15 protein-coding genes are annotated in these 17,585 nt (G+C 68.1%); 10 read left to right on the top strand and 5 right to left on the bottom strand.

Annotation, left to right across the window (positions count from 1 at the left end; translation table 11 throughout):
* Positions 1–40 precede the first annotated feature (40 nt).
* The 6 genes from pyrF (at position 41) to AC4BAR_RS11670 (ending at position 7,913) form a co-directional block, all read left to right on the top strand.
* On the top strand, positions 41–871 hold the full coding sequence (pyrF, locus tag AC4BAR_RS11695; RefSeq protein WP_490628041.1) for an orotidine-5'-phosphate decarboxylase: 831 nt from the start codon (positions 41–43) through the stop codon (positions 869–871).
* Positions 868–2,148, top strand: coding sequence for a glutamate-5-semialdehyde dehydrogenase (locus tag AC4BAR_RS11690; RefSeq protein ID WP_490628040.1), 1,281 nt, complete (start codon positions 868–870; stop codon positions 2,146–2,148). Before pyrF ends, AC4BAR_RS11690 begins: the two co-directional genes overlap by 4 nt.
* 93 nt (positions 2,149–2,241) lie before the next feature.
* Entirely contained in the window at positions 2,242–3,537 is a 1,296-nt protein-coding gene (gene gshA, locus AC4BAR_RS11685; RefSeq protein ID WP_490628039.1) for a glutamate--cysteine ligase, read from the top strand.
* A 194-nt stretch (positions 3,538–3,731) separates the two neighbouring features.
* On the top strand, positions 3,732–5,600 hold the full coding sequence (locus AC4BAR_RS11680; protein ID WP_490628038.1) for a potassium transporter Kup: 1,869 nt from the start codon (positions 3,732–3,734) through the stop codon (positions 5,598–5,600).
* Between the two features lie 61 nt (positions 5,601–5,661).
* Complete coding sequence (gshB, locus tag AC4BAR_RS11675) at positions 5,662–6,615, top strand: glutathione synthase (protein ID WP_490628037.1); 954 nt, start codon at positions 5,662–5,664, stop codon at positions 6,613–6,615.
* A 134-nt stretch (positions 6,616–6,749) separates the two neighbouring features.
* Positions 6,750–7,913, top strand: a complete 1,164-nt coding sequence (locus AC4BAR_RS11670; protein WP_490628036.1) for a porin — start codon at positions 6,750–6,752, stop codon at positions 7,911–7,913.
* A 108-nt stretch (positions 7,914–8,021) separates the two neighbouring features.
* Here AC4BAR_RS11670 and AC4BAR_RS11665 read toward each other — a convergent pair whose 3' ends face one another.
* Both AC4BAR_RS11665 and AC4BAR_RS11660 read right to left on the bottom strand, forming a co-directional pair.
* Complete coding sequence (locus tag AC4BAR_RS11665) at positions 8,022–8,804, bottom strand: class II glutamine amidotransferase (RefSeq protein WP_490628035.1); 783 nt, start codon at positions 8,802–8,804, stop codon at positions 8,022–8,024.
* Positions 8,805–8,808: 4 nt separating this feature from the next.
* Positions 8,809–10,305 (bottom strand): MFS transporter, encoded by a 1,497-nt coding sequence (locus AC4BAR_RS11660; protein ID WP_490628034.1) that lies wholly within the window; start codon positions 10,303–10,305, stop codon positions 8,809–8,811.
* Between the two features lie 51 nt (positions 10,306–10,356).
* Between AC4BAR_RS11660 and aptA the strand changes: the two genes are divergently transcribed.
* Positions 10,357–11,694: an omega-aminotransferase AptA gene (gene aptA / locus AC4BAR_RS11655; RefSeq protein WP_490628033.1), complete on the top strand. Its 1,338-nt coding sequence runs from the start codon at positions 10,357–10,359 to the stop codon at positions 11,692–11,694.
* A gap of 6 nt (positions 11,695–11,700) precedes the next feature.
* Here aptA and AC4BAR_RS11650 read toward each other — a convergent pair whose 3' ends face one another.
* From AC4BAR_RS11650 to AC4BAR_RS11640, 3 genes are all read right to left on the bottom strand, one after another.
* Positions 11,701–12,507, bottom strand: a complete 807-nt coding sequence (locus AC4BAR_RS11650; RefSeq protein ID WP_490628032.1) for a ChaN family lipoprotein — start codon at positions 12,505–12,507, stop codon at positions 11,701–11,703.
* A gap of 112 nt (positions 12,508–12,619) precedes the next feature.
* Entirely contained in the window at positions 12,620–12,892 is a 273-nt protein-coding gene (locus tag AC4BAR_RS11645) for a BTH_I0359 family protein (protein WP_490628317.1), read from the bottom strand.
* Positions 12,893–13,001: 109 nt separating this feature from the next.
* The gene (locus AC4BAR_RS11640) at positions 13,002–14,162 is read right to left on the bottom strand and encodes a DUF3108 domain-containing protein (RefSeq protein ID WP_490628031.1); all 1,161 of its coding nucleotides are present in this window, start codon (positions 14,160–14,162) and stop codon (positions 13,002–13,004) included.
* Between the two features lie 115 nt (positions 14,163–14,277).
* Here AC4BAR_RS11640 and AC4BAR_RS11635 point away from each other — a divergent pair, with 115 nt between their 5' ends.
* The 3 genes from AC4BAR_RS11635 (at position 14,278) to AC4BAR_RS11625 (ending at position 17,567) form a co-directional block, all read left to right on the top strand.
* Positions 14,278–15,258 carry a fumarylacetoacetate hydrolase family protein gene (locus tag AC4BAR_RS11635; protein WP_490628030.1) on the top strand — a complete coding sequence of 327 codons (981 nt, stop codon included), beginning with the start codon at positions 14,278–14,280 and terminating at the stop codon, positions 15,256–15,258.
* A 94-nt stretch (positions 15,259–15,352) separates the two neighbouring features.
* Complete coding sequence (locus tag AC4BAR_RS11630; protein WP_490628029.1) at positions 15,353–16,534, top strand: rhodanese-like domain-containing protein; 1,182 nt, start codon at positions 15,353–15,355, stop codon at positions 16,532–16,534.
* 25 nt (positions 16,535–16,559) lie between these two features.
* Positions 16,560–17,567, top strand: a complete 1,008-nt coding sequence (locus AC4BAR_RS11625) for a TraB/GumN family protein (protein ID WP_490628028.1) — start codon at positions 16,560–16,562, stop codon at positions 17,565–17,567.
* Positions 17,568–17,585: the final 18 nt, after the last annotated feature.

The following is a 17,585-nucleotide window of genomic DNA, read 5'->3' as shown; positions in this document are numbered from 1 at the left end:
CGCAGTGAGCAGCCGTGGGGGCCCTCCTTACAATCGGGGGATGACTTTCCTCGAGATGCTGCGCGCGGCGGAGCAGAAAAACGCGTCCATGCTGTGTGTGGGCCTGGACCCCGAACCCACCAAGTTTCCCGGGGCCATGCGGGGCGATGCCAGCCGGATTTTTGACTTCTGCGCCGCCATCGTCGAGGCCACGGCCGACCTGGCCATCGCCTTCAAGCCGCAGATCGCGTATTTCGCCGCGCATCGCGCCGAAGCCCAGCTGGAGCAGTTGATCGCCCAGATCCGCCAGGTGGCGCCGCAGGTGCCGGTGATTCTGGACGCCAAGCGCGGCGACATCGGCTCGACCGCCGAGCAGTACGCCATCGAGGCCTTTGAGCGCTACGGCGCCGACGCGGTGACGCTGTCGCCTTTCATGGGGTTTGACTCGGTCCAGCCTTATCTGAAGCACCATGGCAAGGGCGCCTTTTTGCTGTGCCGCACCTCCAACCCGGGCGGTGACGACCTGCAGGCCCAGCGCCTGGCTTCGGTCGACGGCCAGCCCTTGCTGTACGAGCATGTGGCCCGTTTGGCGCAAGGTCCGTGGAATTTGAACGGCCAGCTGGGCCTGGTGGTGGGCGCGACCTACCCGGCCGAGATCGAGCGCGTGCGGGCGGTGGCGCCCACGCTGCCGCTGCTGATTCCCGGCGTCGGTGCTCAGGGCGGCGACGCGGTGGCCACGGTCAAGGCCGGCTGGCGGGTCGATGCACCGATTGTGGTGAACTCGTCGCGGGCCATCCTGTACGCTTCGTCGGGCGACGATTTCGCCGCCGCGGCACGCCGGGAAGCCCTGAAAACACGCGATTTGCTGCAATCGGCACAATCCCAGGCATGAACGCGCTCAACATCTCCGAACTGATGCAGACCCTGGGCCTGCAGGCCAGGCAGGCCTCGGCCCAGATGGCCAAGGCCTCTGCCGCCACCAAGAACAAGGCGCTGAAGGCGCTGGCCGTGCGGCTGCGCGCCAACGTGGACGCGCTGCAGCTGGACAACGCCAAGGACATCGCCCGCGCCCAGGCTACCGGTCTGGCCGCCCCCCTGGTGGACCGGCTGCGCCTGACGCCGCAGGTGATTGCCACCGTGGCCGAGGGTTGCGAGCAGCTGGCTGCCATGCCCGACGTGATTGGCGAGGTGATTGGTCTGAAGCAGCAGCCCAGCGGCATCCGCGTGGGCCAGATGCGGGTGCCGATTGGCGTGTTCGGCATGATTTTCGAGAGCCGGCCCAACGTGACCATCGAGGCCGCTTCTCTGAGCATCAAGAGCGGCAACGCCTGCATCCTGCGCGGCGGCTCGGAAGCCATCGAGTCCAACAAGGCGCTGGCCCGGCTGGTGCAACAGGCGCTGACCGAGGCCGGCCTGCCGGCCGAAGCGGTGCAGCTGGTGCCCACCACCGACCGCGAGGCTGTGGGCCAGCTGATCACCATGCCCCAGTACGTGGACGTGGTGATTCCGCGCGGCGGCAAGGGGCTGATCGAGCGCATCAGCCGCGACGCCAAGGTGCCGGTCATCAAGCACCTGGACGGCAACTGCCACACCTATGTGGACGACCCCTGCGACATCGCCATGGCGGTGGCGGTGGCCGACAACGCCAAGACCCACAAGTACAGCCCCTGCAACGCCAGCGAGGGCCTGCTGGTGGCGCGCGGCGTGGCGGCCGAATTCCTGCCCCAGATCGGCGCCATCTTTGCCGCCAAGGGCGTGGAGATGCGCTGCGACGCCGAGGCCAAGGCCATTCTGGCGGCGCTGCCCCAGGCCCATTTGACCGACGCCACCGAGCAGGACTGGTTCGAGGAGTATTTGGCGCCCATCATCAGCGTCAAGGTGGTGGACGGGGTGGATGCGGCGATCGCCCACATCAACCACTACGGCAGCCACCACACCGACGCCATCCTGACCACCAACCACCTGCACGCCCGGCGCTTTCTACGTGAGGTGGATTCGGCCAGCGTGATGGTGAATGCGAGCACCCGCTTCGCCGACGGCTTCGAGTACGGGCTGGGGGCCGAAATCGGCATCTCCACCGACAAGTTCCACGCCCGCGGGCCGGTGGGCATCGAAGGCCTGACCTCGCTGAAATACGTGGTGCTGGGCGAGGGCGAAGTGCGCGCCTGACGGCCCAGTGGGCGGTCCGCGGGGTGCGGGCTTGCAAGCGGGGACAATGTCCCCACTTTTTAGAATCCTTTTGACATCCCTTCGCGAGGCCGCATGGTTCCCCATCTCGTCACCGCCCTGACCGGCCCCATCAACGAGCTCGAGCAGCGAGTGCTCGACTCCATGCCGGCCATCGAGCGCTGGTTCCGCCTCGAATGGATGGAGCACACGCCGCCGTTTTACTGCTCGGTGGACGTGCGCAACGCCGGCTTCAAGCTGGCGCCGGTGGACACCAACCTCTACCCCGGCGGCTGGAACAACCTGACCGACGAGATGCTGCCGCTGGCGGTGCAGGCGGCGATGGCGGCGATCGAGAAGATCTGCCCCGAGGCCCGCAACCTGCTGGTGATTCCGGAAAACCACACCCGCAACACCTTTTACCTGAGCAATCTGGTGCAGCTGCAACGGGTCTTCCACATGGCCGGCCTGAACGTGCGCATCGGCTCCATCAGCCCGGAGATCAAGGAGCCCACCGTCGTCAACCTGCCCAACGGCCAGAGCGTGACGCTGGAGCCGGTGATCCGCAGCAAGCGCCGGCTGGGGCTGAAGGACTTCGACCCCTGCACCATCCTGCTCAACAACGACCTCAGCGCCGGCATCCCCGGCATCCTGGAGGACATCCATGAGCAGTATTTGCTGCCGCCGCTGCACGCCGGCTGGAGCGTGCGCCGCAAGAGCAAGCATTTCCAGTGCTACGAAGAGGTGTCCAAGCGCTTCGGCAAGCTGCTGGGCGTGGACCCCTGGCTGATCAACCCGATGTTCAACAAATGCGGCGAGGTCAATTTCGCCGAGGGCACGGGCATGGACTGCCTGACCAGCAACGTGGACGCGCTGCTGACCAAGATCAAGCGCAAGTACAAGGAATACGGCATCAACGAGAAGCCGTTTGTGGTGGTCAAGGCCGACAACGGCACCTATGGCATGGGCATCATGACGGTGCGCGACGTCAAGGACCTGGAGGCGCTGAACCGCAAAACCCGCAACAAGATGAGCGTCATCAAGGACGGCCAGACGGTGGGGGAGGTCATCATCCAGGAGGGGGTGCTGACCAACGAACGCATGAACGACGCGGTGGCCGAGCCGGTGGTCTACATGATGGACCGCTACGTGGTGGGCGGCTTCTACCGCATCCACGCCGAGCGTGGCATCGACGAAAACCTCAACGCGCCCGGCGCCAGCTTTGTGCCGCTGGCCTTTGCCAACTCCACCCATTTGCCGCAGCCCGGCATCAAGCCCGGCGCCAGCGCGCCCAACCGCTTCTACATGTATGGCGTGATTGGCCGGCTGGCCATGCTGGCCGCCAGCTACGAGCTGGAAGCCACCGACCCCAACGCCGAAGTCTACGACTGAGCGGGGCCCCGGCCTGGCCGTCAAGCGGCGGCCAGGCACAGTTGCTGCATCGCAACAAATCTGCGAAATTGCCGGTTTTTTTGGCGTCTTACCTCAGTTTTGCGGGGGCTGAGCGGCGCACAATGGCGTTCTTTCTTCATGTGACGGACTCCCAACGCGGCCACCCTGGCTGCTGACCCGGGCCCCAGACCCCAGTGCAAAGCTCGAAATCATCGCTCGCGGCGCTCACCATCGGCGCCATCGGAGTTGTCTACGGCGACATTGGCACCAGCGTTTTGTACGCGATGAAGGAGGTCTTTGGCAGCGGCCATGTGCCGTTCACGCCGGAGAACGTCTACGGCATCCTGTCGATGTTCGTCTGGACACTGACCGTCATCGTTTCTTTCAAGTACGTGGTGCTGGTGCTGCGCGCCGACAACGCCGGCGAGGGTGGCCTGGTGGCCATGCTGGCCCTGGCCTCGCAGGCGGTGAAGGACAAGCCCGAGCTGCGCCGGGTGCTGCTGTTGCTGGGCATTTTTGGCACCGCGCTGTTTTACGGTGACGGTGTCATCACCCCGGCGATTTCGGTGCTGTCGGCCATCGAGGGCCTGGAGGTGGTGTCGCCCGGCCTGCACCCCTATGTGCTGCCGCTGACCCTGGTGGTGCTGCTGGCGCTGTTCATAGTGCAAAAACGTGGCACCAGCGGCATCGGCAAGTTCTTCGGCCCCATCACCGTGCTGTGGTTTCTGGTGCTGGCGCTGCTGGGCGTGTCTCACATCATGGACAACCCGGCCATTCTGCGCGCGGTCAGCCCGCACTACGCGCTGAGCTTCATGGTCGATTTCCCGGGCATCACCTTCATCATCCTGGGCGCGGTGGTGTTGTGTGTCACCGGGGCCGAGGCGCTGTACGCCGACCTGGGCCATTTCGGCAAACGGCCGATCCGGCTGGCCTGGTTCATCGTGGTCATGCCCTCGCTGGTGCTGAACTACTTTGGCCAGGGCGCGCTGCTGCTGCAGCAGCCCTCGGCGGTGAAAAATCCGTTCTTCCTGATGGTGCCCGACTGGGCCCAGTTGCCCATGGTGGTGCTGGCCACCATGGCCACGGTGATCGCCTCGCAGGCGCTGATCACCGGCGCTTTCAGCGTCACCAAGCAGGTCATCCAGCTGGGCTACCTGCCACGGCTGGGGGTCAAACACACCAGCGTCAAGGACACCGGCCAGATCTACATGCCCTTCGTCAACTGGGGGCTGTTTGTCGCCATCGTGCTGGCGGTGGGCATGTTCAAGTCGTCGAGCAACCTGGCCGCGGCCTATGGCGTGGCGGTCTGCACCGACATGCTGATCACCACCATCCTGACCTTCTTCGTGATCCGCTACGGCTGGAAATACCCGCTGTGGCTGTGTGTGGCCGCCACTGGTTTTTTCTTCGCGGTCGATTTGGCATTTTTTGCCTCCAACCTGCTCAAGGTGCCGCAGGGCGGCTGGTTCCCGCTGGTGATTGGCGGCGCGATTTTCACGCTGATGGTGACCTGGAAAGAAGGGCGCCGCCTGCTCAACGAAAAAATGCGCGCCGACGCCATCGACCTGCCCAGCTTCCTGGAGGCGGTGTTCGTCAGCCCGCCGGTGCGGGTGGAAGGCACGGCGGTGTTCCTGACCAGCGACGTGGGCGCGGTGCCCAACGCGCTGCTGCACAACCTCAAGCACAACAAGGTGCTGCACGAAACCAATCTGTTCGTCACGGTGCGCAACCACGAGGTGCCGTGGATCGGCCTGGACAAGCGGCTGGAGATCCAGTCGCTGGGCCACCATTGCTGGCAGGTGGTGGTGCACTATGGCTTCAAGAACGACCCCGACCTGCCCAGCGCGCTGCGCCAGATGCGGGGCCGGGGCTGCGAGATCGAGCCCATGAACACCAGCTACTTCTTGTCGCGCGACACCGTCATCCCCACCATCGGCGGTGGCATGGTGCCCTGGCGCGAAAAGCTGTTCGCCCAGATGCACCACAACGCCAGCGGGGCGGCCGACTTCCTGAACCTGCCCAGCAACTCGGTGGTCGAGCTGGGCTCCAAGATCGAGATCTGACGCAGCCGGCGCGGCTGCCCCCCGGGGTGCACGCCGCGCACTTCTTGGCGACAATGGGCCGATGAACCTGCTCTTCATCGCCGACCCCATCGACTCCTTCAAGATCACCAAGGACAGCACCTTTGTGATGATGCGTGCGCTGCAGGCGCGCGGCCACCGCCTGTCGGTGTGCGAGCCCAAAGACCTGATGTGGCAGCGCGGCGGCCGCGTCACCGCCTATGTGCGCGACATCACACTGACCGGCGACCCGCTGGCCTGGTATGCCGACGCCCACCCCGGCGCCGACTGCCGGCCGGTGGCGCTGGCCGACTTTGGCGCGGTGCTGATGCGCAAAGACCCACCCTTCGATTCCGAATTCTTCTACGCCACCCATTTGCTGGAACAGGCCGAGCGCGAAGGCGCCCGGGTCTTCAACAAGCCGCGGGCGCTGCGCGACCACCCGGAGAAGCTGGCCATCCTGGAGTTCCCGCAGTTCATCGGCCCGACGCTGGTGACCCGCGACCCGGCCGACATTCGTCGCTTCCATGCCGAGCACCACGACATCATCCTGAAGCCGCTGGACGGCATGGGCGGCATGGGCATCTTCCGGGTCACTGCCGACGGCATGAACCTGGGCAGCATCATGGAGACCCTGAACCGTGGCGGCGCCGAAACCGTGATGGTGCAGAAGTTCATTCCCGCCATCGCCCAGGGCGACAAGCGGATTCTGGTGATCGGTGGCCAGCCCGTGCCTTTTTGTCTGGCCCGGATCCCCCAGGGGGGCGAGGTGCGCGGCAACCTGGCGGCCGGTGGCAAGGGCGTGGCCCAGCCCCTGAGTCCGCGCGACCGCGAGATCGCCGAGGCGCTGGGGCCGGTGCTGATGGCGCGCGGCCTGCTGCTGGTGGGCCTGGACGTGATCGGCGACAGCCTGACCGAGATCAACGTCACCAGCCCGACCTGCTTCCAGGAAATCTTCAACCAGACCGGCTGCGACGTGGCCGCGCTCTATGCCGATGCGCTGGAGGCCCGGCTCTGAGCCCAGCCGGTCCGATCTTTGGGTCATGAACTCATGCCAAAAATGTTGTGGCAAAACCACTGACACCTGTTTGTAATACGGCCTGGTTACAAACCTGACTGGTAGTTTTGTTTCAACTTTTTTTGGATTGCCTCATGAAGAAACCCCTCATCGCCCTTGCTGCACTGGCCGCCGCCGGTGGTGCTTTCGCCCAGTCCTCCGTCACCCTGTATGGCGTGGTGGACACCACGCTGACCCGCATCACCGGCTCCCTGGCCAGCGTGACCGGTCAGACCTCGGGCAACTGGGCCAGCAGCCGCCTCGGGTTCCGCGGTACCGAAGACCTCGGTGGTGGCCTGAAAGCCAACTTCAATCTGGAGTCTGGCATCAGCGTGGACAACGGCTCCGGCGCTGCCACCAGTGCTGACAACATCAGCGGTGGCTCTGCCGCAGGCCTGACCTTCAACCGCATCGCCACCGTGGGCCTGGCCGGCTCCTTCGGTGAATTCCAGTTCGGCCGCCGCAATGTGCCCTCGTTCTACAACGACGACCGCAACCCCTTTGGTACCAACAGCGTCGGTGATGACGTGCACTGGCAGGCCAACCTGATCGGCCAGGCCCAGCAGCGCACCTCCAACGGCTTCCACTACTTCACGCCCGAACTCGGCGGCTTTTTCGCCCATTTGCACTACGCACTGGGTGAGCAGGCGTCCAACGCCACCTTCGGCACCGACAAGAACGGCAACTACGCCGGCCTGTTGCTCGGCTACCGCCAGGGCCCGCTGGACGTGGCCTTCGGTTATGGCAAGCAAGACATCAAGCGTGGCGACGCCACCGCCTCCAACACCGCCGACCGCAGCGTGACCAACCTGGGCGCGTCCTATGACTTCGGCGTGGTCAAGTTCAGCGGCGAGTACTCGCAGCAGAAGCTGGAGAACACCATCAACATCGGCGCCGCGCTGACGACACCGTCGGCCGCGCCTTACGGCGTGGCCGCTGCCGGTGTGGACACCAAGGCCAAGGGCTACGCGCTGGCCGCCACCGCACCGCTGGGTTCGGGTGTGTTCAAGGTCGGTTACAGCACCGTCAAGATCGACAACGGTCTGGGCCTGGGCACCGAGCCCAAGGCCAGCAAGTTCGCCGTGGGTTATGTCTACAACTTCTCCAAGCGCACCTCGATCTACACCACCGTGGCCCGCCTGAACAACAAGAACAATGCCGCCCTGACCGCCGGCACCCGCGCCGGTCTGGCCGGTGCCAGCACCGCCGCCAACGAGAGCTCCAACGGCTACGAACTGGGCCTGCGCCACAATTTCTGATGTGACACGCCCCCGGTGCGCCGGGGTTTGATTTCCAAGGTATTGGCCTCTGCAACCCCGGTTGCAGAGGCTTTTTTCATGCCCCCGGCAGGCCGATGGAGCCGGCCTTCACTGCGGCTGGCCGTTGACAAACACCCGCAGCTCACCGGACGCAAAACGCGTCCAGGCCTCGTTGGTGGTGAGCGGCGCGGTGACCACCACCGCCACCCGGTCGTCGGGCTGGGCGTGTTCGGCGAAGTTCACGCTCAGGTCTTCGTCGCTCAGTGTGGCGTGGGCAAAGGGGTGCTGGCGCACCACCCAGTACAGCTCGGTCGAGGCATGGGCCCACAGCGCCTGGCCGTTGCTCAACAGGCAGTTGAAGGTGCCATGGCGGGCGATCTTGGGCATCAGCTCGCCCAGCGTCAGCGTCAGCTCGGCCACGCTGGGCACATCGGCGTGCGATTTGGCCAGCTCCTGCATCAGCCAGCAGAAAGCCCGTTCGCTGTCGGTGCCACCCACTGGGCGAAACTGGCCGTGCAGCCGGGGGTGGAAGTCCTTCAGGTCGCCGTTGTGGGCGAACACCCAGTAGCGGCCCCACAGCTCGCGCACAAAGGGGTGGCAGTTCTGCAGCGCCACCCGGCCCTGGGTGGCCTTGCGGATGTGGGCAATGACGTTGCGGCTCTGGATGGGGTAGCTGCGTATCAACGCCGCCACCGGCGACTCCGAGGCCGCGCTGTGGTCGACAAAATGGCGCAGGCCCTTGTCGCCCTCGGCGCTGCCGTCGCCCTCAAAAAACGCGATGCCCCAGCCGTCGCTGTGGTGGTCGGTGCGGCCACCGCGCTGGGCGAAGCCGGTGAAGCTGAAGGTCACGTCGGTCGGCGTGTTGCAGTTCATGCCGAGCAATTGGCACATGGTCTCAGTCCTTGGCCGCGGGTGGGGCGTGGCGGGGGTGGGGCGCCCGCAGCCCCCAGGCCGCCACCATGGCCAGCGCACACAGGCCGGCCAGCATCACAAAAACCTCGTCAAAGGCCGCGATGCGGGCGGCGCTGGACAGCGGCTTGTCCAGCGAGTCGCCATGGGCGGTCAGCCGCCATTCCAGCACGATGCCACACAGGCTCACGCCCACCGCACCGCCCAGCATGCGCAGAAAGCTGATGGCGCTGGCGCCCTGGGGAATCAGGCCCTGGGGCAGGCCGCGCATCGCGCCCAGGTTCAGCGAGGGCAGGATGAAGCCCAGGCCGATGCGGCCCAGCACCGCCCAGGCCAGGATCAGCAGCAGCGAGCTGCCCAGGCCCACGGTGACCATCAGCGCGAACGAGGCCGCCAGCAGCGCCAGGCCGATGCTGACCAGCCGGTGGGTGGGTTGGCGGTCGGCCAGCCGGCCCACCACCGCGATGGTGATGGCCAGCACCAGGCCGGCCGGCAGCAGCGCCGTGCCCACATGCGAGGCCGACAGGCCCAGCCCCAGCTGCATGTAGACCGGCAGCAAATAGGTCGAGCCGAACAGCGCCGTGCCGTAGATGAAGGCCACGATGCCGCCCATGGTGAATTGCCGGTGGTGGTACAGCGCCAGCGCCATCAGCGGCTCGCCGCCACCGCCCGCCAGCCGCCGTTCCCACCACAGAAACGCCACCAGGCTGGCCAGCGCCGCACCCAGCAGCAGCGCCGCCTCGGTGGCCGAGCCGCCGTGCAGCGCCACCAGGCCGTTGAGCAGGCTCAGCGTGCCCACCGCCACCAGCAGCAGGCCGCGCCAGTCCAGGCCCAGGCCGTCGCGGTTGGCCGCCACGCCGCCGGGCGCGGTGTTGGGCACAAAGCGGTGGGCCAGCCACAGCGAGGCCAGGCACAGCGGCACCACCATGAAGAAGATCGAGCGCCAGCCAAACCAGTCCACCAGCAGGCCGCCGATGCTGGGTCCCAGCGCCGGCGCCAGCACCACGCCCATGCCGAAGATGCCGCTGGCCCGGCCCTGCTCGTGGGACTCGAAGGCGCGCAGGATGATGATGGCCGGGATGGGCTGGACCACGCCGGCCGCCAGGCCCTCGGTCACCCGGGCCACCAGCACCAGGTCGTAATGGCCCGACAGGCCGCCCAACAGGCCGCCGGCCATCAGCAGCAGCATCGCGGCGGCGTAGGTGCGGCGGTAGCCGTAACGCGCCAGCAGCCAGGGCGTGGTCAGCATGGACACCGTCATCGCCACCATGAAACCCGAGCTGACCCATTGCGCGCGCTCCTGGCCGATGCCGAAAAAATGGCTCATGCCGGGGATGGCCACGTTGACGATGGTCGACGACATCACCGACGCCATCGTGCCCACCATCACCGCCAGCAACAGCAGCCAGCGGTAGCGCTGGCCATAGCGCTGGCGCAGCGCGCTCAGCGTGTGGGGCGATTCAGCGGTGGGGTGAACAGACATGGAGGGCAGCTTGAAAGTAGCATTGTGCCGCCTGCACCCCAAGGAGACGCTGTGGCCCCCACCGATTTCAGCCTGGACCACCATTGGCTGCCCTTCACCCCCAACCGCAGCTTCGCGCTCGACCCGCGGGTCTTGGTGGCCGCCGACGGCATGGCCTTCACCACCCACGACGGCCGTCGGGTGCTGGACGGCATTTCCAGCCTGTGGTGTGTGGGCGCCGGCCACAACCGCCGGCCCCTCATTGAGGCCATCAAGCGCCAGCTCGATACGCTGGACTACGCCACCGCCTTCCAGGCCACCAACAACCAGGCCTGTCTGGCGGCCGACCGCATCGCCGCGCTGGCGCCGGGCGACCTGAACCGGGTGCTGTTCTGCAACTCCGGCTCGGAGGCGGCCGACACCGCGCTCAAGCTGGCGCTGGCCTACCACCGGGCCCGTGGCGAGGGCCAGCGCACCGTTTTCATCGGCCGCGAGCGGGCCTACCACGGCGTGGGTTTCGGCGGCTTGAGCGTCGGCGGCATTGCCGGCAACCGCAAGGCCTTCTCTGGGGCGCTGCTGCCGCGGGTGGACCACCTGGCCCACATCCACGACCCGGCGCGCCACGCCTTTGTCCACCACCAACTGCCGGCATGGGACCACGACCCGCTGGCCGAGCTGACCCAGCGCATCCTGCCGCTGCACGACCCGTCCAACGTGGCGGCCGTCATCGTCGAGCCAGTGGCCGGCAGCGCCGGCTGGTACATCCCGCCACAGGGCTATTTGCAGCGGCTGCGCCAGATCTGCGACCAGCACGGCATTTTGCTGATCTTCGACGAGGTCATCACCGGCTTTGGCCGCCTGGGCACGCCGTTTGCCGCCGACTTCTTCGGCGTCACGCCCGACCTGCTGACCTTTGCCAAATGCGTGACCAACGGCGTCATCCCGTTGGGCGGCGTGGTCTGCCGCGACAAAGTGCACGCGGCGGTGATGGCGGCCCACGCCCAGTCACCGGCCCACGCCATCGAGTTTGCCCATGGCTACACCTACTCCGGCCACCCGGTGGCCTGCGCGGCGGCGGTGGCCACGCTGGATTTGTTCGTCCAGGAAGACCTGTTCGTCCGTGCCGGTGAGATGGGCCACCTGTTGGGCGACGCCATGCACAGCGCGCTGGTGGGCTTGCCCGGCGTGGTGGGCCTGCGCACGCTGGGCCTGGCCGGTGCGGTGGAACTGGACCCGCAAGGTCAGCCGGGCCGTCGGGCCTACGAGGTGTTTCTGGCCTGCTTCCACCGTGGCCTGCTGGTGCGGCCGGCCGGCGACAACCTGGTGCTGTGCCCGCCCTACATTGTCAGCCCGGCCGAGATCGACCAGATGGTGACCACGCTGGCCGAGGCGCTGCGGGCCACGGCCTGAAACCGCTCAGCGCGGCGTGGATGCCGGCGCCTTGAAGGCCTCGCGCATCTCGGCGCAGTAGTCCTTGGGCGGCACCGGCGGGGTGCGCCAGGCCTGGTCGTAGCCCTGAGGTGGGGGGCTGCCCTCGGGCGCGGCCCACAGCCGCACCGCCTTGGCCTTCAGGGTGGGCGGCAGGTGCAAGGGCACGCCCAGGGTCCGGTCCACATGGGCGCTGCCGGCCAGCAACACCACCACCTGGCCGGGCCGCGCGGCGGCGGCCACGCTCTGGGCCATGGCCAGGTCGCGCGCCACCTGCACCCGGGCCATGGCCGGCAACTGGCCCTCAGGCAGCAGGCCGCAATGGCCGTCGCGCACCGCGTCCTGCTGGGCTTGCCAGCGCTCGGCGCTGAGCCGGGTGTCGAGTTCGGGCGCCTTCATCGCGTCGCGCAGCGCCGGCCGGGCCAGGTTGCCGCCCAGCACCGGCACGCCGGCGCGCACCGCCGCCATCACCGCCGGGCCGTAATCGGCCCAGGGCCAGCCGTCGGCGCCCCAGCGCAGCGCGGCCTGGACCTGGGCCTCGCCGGCATCCCGTGGCAGGCCGGCGGTGCTGGCGCCCTGGGAGGCCATCTCGATCACCACCGCCGCCAGCTGGCCGCGTTCGGCCAGCCGGGCGATCACGGCGCGGTGGATCTGCTGGTGTTCGGGGGCGTCGTGCTGCTCGCCCAGCAGCACCGCGTCGGCGGGCAGCAGGGCGTCGATCTGCGAGGCAGCCACCGGGGCGCTGGGCGTGGCGCAGCCCAGCAGGCTGGCAAGCAGCAGGCCGGTCAGGGCCAAGCCGACGGGGACACGGGGAGAAGGGGAAAGAAGGTGGCGCATGGCCCCATGCTAGGGCCAGCGCAAAGCCGGGGCGGGCGCGTCGGACATGGCCGGGCGCCCGGCCGCCGCCTCAATGCATGATGACCGGGTTTTGCGCCAGGCCGGTGTAGCGCTCCAGCGTGTCTTCCACCTCTTCGGCGGTGGGCATGTTTTCCTGCCAGTCGCGGATGTGCTGGTGGAACAGCTCGGCCCAGGAGCCGTCGAGGTAGACCTCTTTGCCCGAGCGTTTGTCAACGATCTCGAAGCCATGGCGAACCAGCGGCGGGTGCAGGGCCACCGGCAGGTCGGCGTCGGGATGGATGTGGACGACGGCGAACGATTCCGAGTCGTAGAGCATTTGCATGTTGTCGATCATTTCCACAGTGTGTACTCCTTAAGTAGCAACGTTCGCGCCATCTTCAAGACCGACCGGGGGGTCTGGGTGCCGGATGGCAGACAAACCGGGGGTCTGGTCAAGGAGTTTGCACCCCTTCGAGGAGTTGATCGACAAAATCGCCGCGGACTTGAGTCAATTTGATGCGTATTGGTAAAAAATTTAACGCTGGCGCAAACCAAAGTTCCACTTTTTGGTCGAATTCGTGGCGCGGAGGACGCACCAACTTGAGGCCGCGCAGCGCGCCATAGGGCAAATTCAGGCCTTCTTCGCGCTCCACCGTGAAGCGCCAGACCTCGGCCTCGCGGGGTCCGGCGGTTTGAATACCAATGGTTTTGCCCGGCGTGTAGCGGCCCGGGTCGCCGGCCAGCAAGGCCGACAGCTGCATCAGCACGCTCAACCGATCCTGTGCGCCGGGCAGCAAGGCCACGTCGGGGGTGTTGGCGCTGAAACTGATCTTGCCCTTGTCCCGGTCGAAGTGGGCCGCCAGCTCGCTGCGCGACTTGTCCGAGAAGCGGGTCGGCGCCAGGCCCTGGGGCGTCAAGCGGCCGCTGCTGGTCTGCACCCGGTTGCCGAGCAGGAAGACATTGACCTCCAGCCGCGCCTCGTAGCTGGTGGCCGCGGGTTTCCACTGCAGCTCGGCGTGTGCGGTGTACTGGAAGCCCTTGGCCTGGCCCTTGACCACGTACTGCAGGGCCACCGGTCCGGGCACCACCACCGGGGCCGCCGCGGCCAGGCCGGTTTCCGGCCCGTCGCCATCGGGCTGGCTGGCCACGGCGGTGGGGGCGGGTGCCGCCTCGCTGGCCAGTGGGGGCGCCGAAGCGGCCGTGGCGGCCGGGGTTGGCGTGGCCGGCGGGGCCAGGTCGGGCAAGGCTTCGGCCGGGCTGGCGGGGGCGGGCTCCGGCGTGGTCTGCGGCGCGGGTGCGGCAGCTTCGGTCGCTCTTTTCCGTGCCACCGGGGCCACCGCCCGGGCGCGGGGCGGGGCTCCCGCCTGGATGGCCGGGGGGGTGGGCGCCGGCGCTGCGGCCAGCGGCTCCGGGCCTGGCAGGCTGCGGGTCAGCAGGCGCACCGGGGTGGTGGCCGGGGCCAGCGGTGGCGGCACCCAGGCCTCGGGGGCGCGCTGCAGCAGCCACAGGTGAACCGCCAGCACGGCCACGGCCAGCCCGGCCAGCGGCACCCAGGTCGATCCACCGGGCCAGGCCGGTCGAAAGGGGGGAGGGGCGGTCAGGCGCAGCGGCAAAAGGGGCTTTCAGGTGGTGACATCGGAGCTTAACGCCGCCGCCCGGTCCGGGGTCGGTGAAGCCGCGGTAAACGGTGTGGCCCGTTGTCGCCAACGGCCCGGTGAAAATAGCGCCATGAAACTCGCCACCCTCAAAGACGGCTCGCGCGACGGCCAGCTGGTTGTTGTCTCGCGTGACCTGGCCAGCGCCCATTACGCCACCGGCATCGCCAGTCGGCTGCAGCAGGCACTGGACGACTGGAACTTCATCGGCCCGCAACTGCAAGACCTGTCCGACACGCTGAACCACGGCAAGCCGCGCCATGCCTTTCCTTTTGACGCCGCGCTGTGCCTGGCGCCGCTGCCGCGGGCCCACAGCTGGTTGACCGCCCAGGCCCACCCGAGCCATGTGGAGCGGCTGGCCCAGGCCGAGGGGCGCGAGCCGCCCAGCCATCTGAAATCGCGGCCGCGCATGCGCCTGGGCGACGCCAGCCAGTTCCTCGGGCCCGAGGCGCCGTTGCCTGCGGCCTGGTGCGCCCAGGGCCTGGACTTTGGTGCCCAGCTGGCGGTGGTGACCGGCGAGGTGCCGGCCGGCAGCCCGCCCGCTCAGGCCCTGGAAGGGGTGAGGCTGCTGATGCTGGCCAACGACTTGACGCTGCGCCAGCTGCTGGCCAATGAGCTGGCCGCCGGTCTGGGGCCGCTGCAAAGCCAGCCCGGCACCGCGTTTGCACCGGTGGCGGTGACGCCCGACGAGCTGGGCGACGCCTGGGACCATGGCCGGGTGGTGCTGAAGTTGCTCACCAGCTGGAACGGCCGCAAGGTCGGTCTGGGCGACGCAGCGGCCGGCCAGCAGTTCCACTTTGGCCAGTTGCTGGCCCACGCGGCGGCGCAGCGGCCACTGCGCGCCGGCACGGTGCTGGGCGCCGGCCCGGTGAGCCACCCCGACCCGGCGTTTGGTTACCACAGCATCGCGGAGAAGCGGGCGCTGGAGATGTTGGCCGACGGCCAGGCCGTCACCGGTTACCTGCAGCCTGGCGACCGGGTGCGGCACGAGCTCAAGGGCCGCGACGGCCTGAGCCTGTTTGGCGCCATCGACCAGGCCGTGGCCGGCGCCTGAGCGCGGCTGTCACAGGAGTGTCCCCAGGGGCGGACTGGCCAAAGTAATTCACCCTACACTCCGAGGCAGTTCATTCACGCCCTGAGGTTTGTTCATGTTGACGTCCTCCCTGCTTCGCTCGGTTTCGCTGCTGGCATTGGTGGGGCTGACGGCCACCACCAGCCTGGCCCAGACCAAGGTGCTGATCAACCCGGGCGACCGGGGCGAACAATCGCGGTTTGCGGTCTACAGCGCCTGGCGCACGGCCATCGAGCAGGCGCTGCGCAAGGAGAAGGTGACCGACATTGCCGTCACGCTGTCGACCGACGCCACCGCCGACCTGGGCCTGACCCGATCCAAAATTCCCGACATCTTCATCGCCCCCGCCCATGTGATCGGCAGCGCGGTGCGCCATGGCTACACCCCGGTGCTGGGCCTGGACAAACCGGTGCAGGCGGTGCTGGTGGCGCCCAAGGACAGCCCCATCACCACCCTGGCCCAGGCCCAGGGCAAGTCGCTGGGCCTGCCGCTGCAGGACAGCGTGGTGACCTACCTGGTGCGGGGCGAGTTGAACGCCGCCAACACCACGCTCAAGCGCCATTTCCGCGGCGTCTATGAAACCCGTTACCAGGACGCGCTGCTGAGCTGTCTGCAGCTGAAACGTTGCGACGTGGTGGGGGTGGAGCGCGCGGTGTACGACCGCTGGGTGGCGGCCAACGAACCGGTGAAACTGGTGATGGAAAGCAAGACCGCGCCGGCCATGGGCGTGGCCCTGAAAGACGGTGCCCGTCCCGGCGCCGAGGCCTTGCTGACCGCCATGATGGGCGGCGGCGGCCAGCTGGGCGCCGCCAGCGACGGGGCCAAGCTCGCCGGGCTGGACGCCAAGGCCTTTGACTACGTGTCCACGCTGGGCTATTTCACGCCGCGCGCCCTGCCGGGCGCCACCGTGGTCGATGCCAAGGCGGTGGCCCAGCTGATGGCCGCCGGCGCCCGCTACGTCGACACCCGCACCGACGCCGAATTCAAGGCCGGCCACATGCCGGGTGCGGTGCTGATGCCCTATGTGGAAAAGAGCGCCAAAGACGCCGACTTCAACGCCTCGCTGGACCAGTTCGAGCTGGCCAAGCTGGCCATCGATCCCAACACCCCGGTGATTTTCGGCTGCAATGGCGCCGAATGCTGGAAGAGCTTCAAGGCCAGCCAGGCCGCGATCAAGGCCGGCTACACCAAGGTGCATTGGTTCCGCGGCGGCTTCCCCGAGTGGCGCAGCGCCGGCATGAAGATCGACGCCGGCTGAGCGTCGCTTTGCCACGCCGCGCGTGATGGGCTGCTCGCCGACCCTCGGGGCCTGGTCGCTGGCAAGTCGGCGGCTGGTGGGGTGGGCTCGACGGCTGGGCCTTGGGTTCGCGGTCGGGTGGCTTGCCGGGTCGGCCTGGGCCCAGCCCCCTTGCCCTCCCGCGGCGCCGGCGCTCACGCCGGAGCGCCTCGCCCTGGCCCAGCGCAACGCACGCGACCATGGCCTGCTGTGGCGGGTGGAAAAGGCGGGTCGCGTGTCCTGGCTTTACGGCACGCTGCACCTGGCCCGGCTGGACTGGCTGGCGCCCGGGCCCACGGTGCGTGCGGCGTTTCAGGGCAGCGACACGCTGGCGCTGGAGCTCAACCTGCTCGACGCCGAATCGCTGAAACCCTTGACCGAGCCGGCCGACCCCGAGCGCATCCGCCAGGTCATGACCGCCCCCCGCCGTTCCCGCCTGGCCCAGGCCATGGCCAGTGCCTGTGTGCCCGATGGCGCCCTGGACGGTCAGCGCCCGGCGATGCAGGCCGCGGCCCTCGCTGTGATGGCCGGCCGGACCGTGGGTCTGCACGCCGAATTTGCCATCGACGCCTTGCTGGCCGGGGCCGCCCAGCGGCTGAACAAACCCGTGGTGGCGCTGGAATCGGCGGCCGACCAGCTGGAACTGCTGGCCGGTGCCAATGCCACCGAAGAGGGCGAGCTGGTGGACGGCGCGCTCGACGAACTGGAATCCGGCCACATGCCGCGCCAGCTCGAGCGTCTGGCCCAGGCTTGGGCCCGCGGCGATGAGCGCCTGCTGGCCGACTACCCGCGCTGGTGCCACTGCCTGAACAGCGCCCGCGACCGGGCCCAGTGGAAGCGTGTGCTGAACGACCGCAACGGCCCGATGGCCGAGCGCATCATGGCCCTGCACGACGGCGGCCGGGCGGTGTTTGCCGCGGTGGGCGCGCTGCACATGGTGGGGCCGCAAGGCCTGCCAGCCTTGCTGCGGACCGGTGGATTTCGGGTGACGCGTGTGGTGCCGGCCCGTCCGTGACGGTGCCGCCCAGCGCTT

This window comes from Rhodoferax sp. SPJ4 (genome assembly GCF_058216275.1).
This window is presented reverse-complemented; position numbering and strand designations above follow the sequence as displayed.